The 6,097-nt window shown below is 69.5% G+C and carries 6 protein-coding genes and 2 pseudogenes; 1 reads left to right on the top strand and 7 read right to left on the bottom strand.

Going from position 1 to position 6,097, the window contains the following annotated elements:
- From AB0I03_RS23135 to AB0I03_RS23125, 3 genes and pseudogenes are all read right to left on the bottom strand, one after another.
- A pseudogene (locus AB0I03_RS23135) lies at positions 1–291 on the bottom strand (hypothetical protein); the annotation flags it as partial.
- Complete coding sequence (locus tag AB0I03_RS23130) at positions 288–992, bottom strand: hypothetical protein (RefSeq protein ID WP_360416146.1); 705 nt, start codon at positions 990–992, stop codon at positions 288–290. The gene AB0I03_RS23130 and the pseudogene AB0I03_RS23135, both read right to left, overlap by 4 nt.
- Entirely contained in the window at positions 989–2,146 is a 1,158-nt protein-coding gene (locus tag AB0I03_RS23125; protein WP_360416144.1) for a glycosyltransferase, read from the bottom strand. Before AB0I03_RS23125 ends, AB0I03_RS23130 begins: the two co-directional genes overlap by 4 nt.
- 147 nt (positions 2,147–2,293) lie before the next feature.
- Here AB0I03_RS23125 and AB0I03_RS23120 point away from each other — a divergent pair.
- A pseudogene (locus AB0I03_RS23120) lies at positions 2,294–2,512 on the top strand (helix-turn-helix transcriptional regulator); the annotation flags it as partial.
- Positions 2,513–2,687: 175 nt separating this feature from the next.
- On the opposite strand, the gene thpD reads toward AB0I03_RS23120, so the two are convergent.
- From thpD to ectA, 4 genes are all read right to left on the bottom strand, one after another.
- On the bottom strand, positions 2,688–3,662 hold the full coding sequence (gene thpD, locus AB0I03_RS23115) for an ectoine hydroxylase (RefSeq protein ID WP_360416142.1): 975 nt from the start codon (positions 3,660–3,662) through the stop codon (positions 2,688–2,690).
- 49 nt (positions 3,663–3,711) lie between these two features.
- Positions 3,712–4,122 (bottom strand): ectoine synthase, encoded by a 411-nt coding sequence (locus AB0I03_RS23110; RefSeq protein ID WP_360416140.1) that lies wholly within the window; start codon positions 4,120–4,122, stop codon positions 3,712–3,714.
- Positions 4,119–5,423: a diaminobutyrate--2-oxoglutarate transaminase gene (gene ectB / locus AB0I03_RS23105; protein ID WP_360416138.1), complete on the bottom strand. Its 1,305-nt coding sequence runs from the start codon at positions 5,421–5,423 to the stop codon at positions 4,119–4,121. The genes AB0I03_RS23110 and ectB overlap by 4 nt, the downstream gene beginning before the upstream one ends.
- A gap of 111 nt (positions 5,424–5,534) precedes the next feature.
- Positions 5,535–6,068, bottom strand: coding sequence for a diaminobutyrate acetyltransferase (gene ectA, locus AB0I03_RS23100; RefSeq protein ID WP_360416136.1), 534 nt, complete (start codon positions 6,066–6,068; stop codon positions 5,535–5,537).
- Positions 6,069–6,097: the final 29 nt, after the last annotated feature.

The following is a 6,097-nucleotide window of genomic DNA, read 5'->3' as shown; positions in this document are numbered from 1 at the left end:
CCGCAGGCGGCGGGGCCAGCGGCACGAGCAGAAGACTCTCTGACCGATCGTCGAGAGCCCGGCCGTGAGCCGGGAGGCGGCCAGCAGCACGGTCGCCAAGCGCCCAGTCGGTGCGGTCACCAGCCGGGCTCCTGCCTTGCGCAGGGCCGTGACCGCGTCGCGGGCGATCCCGTTCGGAGCGATGACCAGGCTGCCGGGCCGAGCCTGGGCTAGTGCCACCAGCGTGCGCTGATGGTGCCCGCCCAAGCGGTCGGCGTACGGCTCGATGAGTACAAGGGGGCCGCCGGTCATCCGGCCACCGCCTGATCCCCGTGGGCGGCGGCGAACCTGCTCCACAGCCAGGACGGATCGTTGAGGTGGTCGAAAACCTTCGGGTTGTGGGCAGCCGCACGTGCGAAGGCGACGCCGTCACGGGCTCCTGCCGCGGCGTAGGTGGCGAACTCCCCGTCGTGGCTGTTGATCCATGCCGCTACCCGGTGGCGGGCGTCCTCGTCCGCCATGCCGTACTCACTGCCACGAGCGAGCATCGCGCATTCGCGGAAACCAGCCTTCCAGGCATGGAAAGGGCTCTGATTGAACCGAGTGACACCCGCGGCCTGTTCGGCGAATTCGACACGGCCGGGCAGCGCGGCCAGCACATCCACCGCCTCGCCCATCTCGCGCAGGGCACTGCGGCGGATCAGCTTCAGCCCTCCGTAGCCGTAGGCCAGGCCGTTGACCGGATTGACCGCCCGCCACACCCGCATCGACACGCTCTCGCCCAGCGGTTCGACGGCAGCCGGGGCGAATCCGGTGTCGATGGCGAAGTCGCCATCGGCGAGAAAGAACTGCTCGCGGTCAACGACCTCGGCGCACAGCCGGTAGGCCCGCCGCATCCCGTGCACGCCGTGCAAACGCTTGACCGTGCCGCCGAGCGTCCGCTGAAGCCGGGAGTGCAGGCGGTCGGCCATCGGCTCGTCGTAGGAGAGGAAGACCGCATCGAATTCGGTCACGAGAGCGCCTCCAAGTAGCGGCCGGCGACCAAGTCGGGAGCGAAGTCGGCAGTGGAGGCGTGAGCCCGCTTGGCGTGCACGGCGTGGAACTCGTCGTCCGTGGCCAGTCGTTCGGCCAGGCTGACGGCCTCGGCTGGAGTGGTGAAGCACAGCTCGGGGTCGATGTGCTCGGCGAGCCAGCCCAGGCGCGGGGCGATGACCGGCAGGCCCATGCCCTGGCAGTCGATCACGCTCATGGACCAGGGGCAGCCGGCGCGGAACGGGGCGATGCCGAAGCGGGTGTCGGCCAGCAGATTCCTGTAGCGGACGCGGTCACCTCGGTCGGAGACGACCTGGACGTGTGGCAGGGAGGCGAGCTGGTCGCGCATCCGCTCGGGGCTGCCGTCCAGTCCCGTACGAGCCGCCCTGCGTTGGCCGAACAGATCCATGACCCGGAGATGCACCGCACCGGATGCCACCATGTCGCGGGCCAGGCGCACGAACCGCTCGGTCCCGTAGTGCGCGTACAGCCGGTGGTTGTAGACCCCGATCGCCACAGCGCCCTGCCGACGGTGGACCGTGACGGGGTCCCGAACCAGCCGCTCGTCACGCGGCGCTGGCACCACCCGCAACCGGTCACCGAGGTCCACCGTCATACGGGCGGCGGCGGCCGACAGCCATGAGGCGGCCGTCGAGGAGTGGACCATCACCCGGTCGCAGGCCGCCAGTCCGGCGGCGAACGCCAGCAGCACCGGGCGCCCCAGTCCCACGTCGTTCAACGACGGATCGAGCAGGAGCTGACCGCCACCGCTGAAGGAGAACGGCAGGTAGTGGCAGTAGCCGGCCAGCAGCGCGTCCGATCCGGCTTCCAACAGGGCCGTGCGGATTGCCGGGGCTTCCTCGATCTGGTTGGCCACGACGGCATCCGGCTTCTCGGCGCGGATCAGCGCCACCAGCTCGTCGATGTCCGCGGAGAAGCGGGCGCGGTACTTCGTCCCCGGCACCTTTGTCTGGTGGAAGCCGCAGCGGGCGTCCCCGGCCGCAGCCGGAGCCGCGACGGTCACCTCCGCGCCGGCATCGGCCAGAGCGGGGGCGAGAAGGTCCGCGAAGATCCATCCCGAATCCGCGGACAGCCGGTCAGGGTTGGAGATGTTGAGCAGGTACAGCACGCGCATGATGCGTCGCCTCCCTCATCTGCCCGGAAGGGTCGATCCGGGGCGGTGAGGGAAGGAAACCGGCGACGTGAGCCGTGACGGGATGATGAACTGGGATCACTCACGGTTCATTCATGCTCACCAACGAGGACGCGGGGCGGGGCTTCGATGGACGCGCAGGAAGACGAGATCACCGTTGAACGGGCGGCCGAGAACTTCGCGGCAGAGGTCGCGCGGTGGCGGGAAGTGCGGGGCATGTCCAAGCGGGCCTTAGCGCAGGCCATGGGCTTCGACCCGTCGTACGTCAGCCACGTGGAATCTGGCCGCCACCGGCCCCGTGAGGAGTTCGCCCGGCTCGCCGACGAGGCCCTCAACGCAGGGAAGGCGATCTGGCGACGGTGGTGCGACTACGAGCAGGCCAAGGCCAGGGAGGGGCAGGCCCGGCGTCCTCCCGCAGCCACGCCGCCTCCGCGCAGGTCCGAGCAGCCGTACGCGACCGGCTCTGCCCTCGTCGTCGAGCATGACGCCGCCCGGCTCCAGTACGACGGTCGCGGCTACCGGCTCACGATGCGGCGGCTGCTGCGGAACACAGGCGAGGAGCCCGTGACGCGCTACCTGATCCGCATCTCCGTCGACCGCTACCCCGGTGACCCCGAGCGGTCGAATGCCCACGGGAGCCGAGGTACTCCGGCCGGTGCTTCTCGGCCGCGAACGGCGCTTCCAGGGCGTTCTCGACGCTGTTGAACACGATGAACAGGTTCGAGCGCGGGAACGGCGTGATGTTCCCGTTCGAGCCGTGCATGCAGTTCGAGTCGAACCAGATCGCCGAACCGGCCGGGCCGGTGAACTGGTGGATGCCGTGCTTGTCGGCGAGCATCCGCAGCGAATCGTGGTCGGGCGTGCCGACCTCCTGCTTCACCAGCGAGGCCTTGTGGTTGTCCTCCGGGGTCGCGCCGACGCACGACACGAACGTCTGGTGCGAGCCCGGCATGATCATCAGCGAGCCGTTGAAGTGGTAGTTCTCGGTCAGCGCCAAGGAGAGGCTGACCGCGCGCATGCGCGGCATCCCGTCCTCGGCGTGCCAGGTCTCGAAGTCCGAGTGCCACTCGAACGGGGCACCGCCGAACCCGGGCTTGTAGTTGACCCGGCTCTGGTGCACGTACACGTCCGAGCCCAGGATCTGGCGGGCGATCCCGGCGATCCGCTCGTCGCGGATGAGCGCGGCGAAGTGCTCCGAGAGGCGGTGCACGTCGAAGACCGAGCGGATCTCGGCGGTGCTGCGCTCGCGGATCACGCGCTCGTCGCCGTCGAGCGACGGGTCCTGGAGGATCTGGTTGAGTTCGGTCTGGGCCGCGGCGAGCTCGGCCGGTTCGAGCAGCTCTTCGATGGCGGTGAAGCCGTCGAGTTCGTGCGCGTCGAGCTGCGCCTCGGTGAGCGGCCCGTCGCCGGGGCGGCCCCACACGGCCGGGTCGTCGGTGCGGTAGACCAGGCGCGGTTCCTTGAAGCGCCGTGTCGGGTAGAGGTCGGTGGACTGCATCGTCGTTCGCTCCTCACTGCGCCGCAGGGCATGCGGCGCACGGATCGGCTTAGTCTTCGGTCAGCAGGGGGTAGGTGCCGTCGGCGTCGTGCACCTCGCGGCCGGTGACCGGCGGGTTGAACACGCAGACGCAGCGCAGGTCCTCTTCGACGTCGAGCGTGTGCCGCTCGCCCCCGTTGAGCAGGTACATCGTGCCCGGCGCCAGCGCGTGGACCTCGCCGGTCTCCAGGTCGCGGAGCTTGCCGGCGCCTTCGATGACGTACACGGCCTCGACGTGGTTGGCGTACCGCATGGTGGTGGAGGTCCCGGCGAACAGGACCGTGTCGTGGAGCGAGAAGCCGACGCCGTCGCGGGCCAGCAGGAGCCGCCGCGAGCGCCACGTGCCGGTGGCCTGGTCGCGGTCGCCGCCTTCGACGTCGGCTTCGGTGCCTATGAGGTCTTCGAGCCTTCTGACGATCATGCGGTCGCCTTTCCGAGCGCGCCGTTGGCGGCGGTGTCCTTCTCGACGGCGTTCTTTTCGACCACGGCGACGGCTTCGCGGACGATGCTGACGCCCTCTTCGAAGTCGGCGCGGGTGGTGGTGAGCGGCGGGAGGAACTTGACGACCTCGTCCTGGGCGCCGGAGGTCTCCATGAGCAGGCCGTTCGCGAAGGCCTCCTGGCAGACCTGGCCGGCGTGCTCCGGGTCTTCGAAGACCATGCCGCGGGCGAGGCCGCGGCCGCGGGTGGTGATGCCCAGTTCGGCGTGGCTGGCGGCGATGTCGGCGAGTTCCTCGTCGAGCCAGGCCCCGTCGCGGTCGACGCCGGCGGTGAAGTCGTCATTGCGCCAGAAGGTCTCGAGCGCGGCCGTGGCGGTGACGAACGCGGGCGCGAACCCGCGGAAGGTCCCGTTGTGCTCCCCCGGCTCCCACACGTCGAGGTGCGGTTTCATGAGGGTGAGCGCGAACGGGAGTCCCATGCCGGACAAGGACTTCGAGAGCGTCACGACGTCCGGGTAGATCCCGGCCCGCTCGAACGAGAAGAACGGCCCCGTTCGCCCGCAGCCCATCTGGATGTCGTCGACGATGAACAGCATCTCGTGCTCGCGGCACACGTCCTGGAGCCCGCGCAGCCACTCGTCGGTGGCGACGTTGATGCCGCCTTCGCCCTGCACGGTCTCCACGATGACCGCCGCGGGCTGGTCGAGGCCGGAGCCCGAGTCCTCCAGGAGGCTGCGCAGCCACAGGAAGTCGGGGGTCTGGCCGTCCATGTAGTTGTCGTAGGGCATGGTCGCGGCGTTGTTGAGCGGGACGCCCGCCCCGCCGCGCTTCATGGAGTTCCCGGTGACCGCGAGGGCCCCGAGGGTCATGCCGTGGAAGCCGTTCGTGAAGGACACGACGGTCTCGCGGCCGGTGTACTTGCGCGCCAGCTTGAGCGCGGCCTCGACGGCGTTGTTCCCTGCCGGGCCGGGGAACTGGACCTTGTAGTCGAGGTTCCTGGGCGCGAGTACGACGTCGCGGAAGGTCTCCAGGAAGGTGCGCTTGGCGCCCGAGTAGGTGTCGAGGGTGTGGACGACGTTGTCCTCGGTCAGGTAGGCCAGCAGGGCCTCCTTGAGCACGGGGTGGTTGTGCCCGTAGTTGAGCGAGCCCGCACCGGCGAAGAAGTCGATGTACGACCTTCCCTGCTCGTCGTCGATGCGGCTGCCCTTCGCGGTGGTGAACACCGTGGGCCAGTTGCGGCAGTAGGAGCGGACTTCTGATTCGACCTGTTCGAAAACCTGCATGATCTCTTCTGGGTCGGCCTGTTGGCTGTTCTCCGCTTCCCGGCGGCCGTGGGCACGGCCTGCCGGGCGCATACCCGGGCCGGCACGTGTCGATGCCCGGGTAGGGCTGGCTCAGTCCGGCAGCGGGCCGTCGAGCGAAGGCACCGGACCGGCCAGTGGGCCGATGCGGTGGAGCACCTCCGGCTCGTGGCCGGAACCGAGCTCACGCTCAGAGAACAGCACGTCGCGCGTCAGGTCCGCGCCGTTCGCTTCCGCGAACGACTCGAACAGGCGCATCGACGCTTTGTTGTCCGGAGTCACCGTCGTCTCGACGTAGCGGACTCCGTTGGAGCGCATGCGAAGGACCACATGGTCCAGCATGGTCCGAGCCAGTCCCCGGCGGCGGTGGCCGGGTGCGACCGCGACCTGCCAGACGAAGTACACGTCCGGCGCCTCGGGCCTGCGGTAGCCGGTGATGAAGCCCGCGACTTCCCCTCGGGGGTCGCGGGCGACGATGCTGGTGGCCGCGAAGTCGCGGCACCACAGCAGGTACGCGTACCTGCTGTTGACGTCGAGGTTCCCCGCCTCACGGGCGAGGTTCCACAGGTCGGTCCCTTCGGCGGGGGTCGGCGAGCCGAAGCTCAGGTCCCCGCTGGGATCGATCATTGCCTTGACCTGGGTGGCCGGGCCCTGCG

The sequence above is a fragment of the Glycomyces sp. NPDC021274 genome (assembly GCF_040641195.1).
GTDB lineage: Bacteria > Actinomycetota > Actinomycetes > Mycobacteriales > Micromonosporaceae > Glycomyces.
This window is presented reverse-complemented; position numbering and strand designations above follow the sequence as displayed.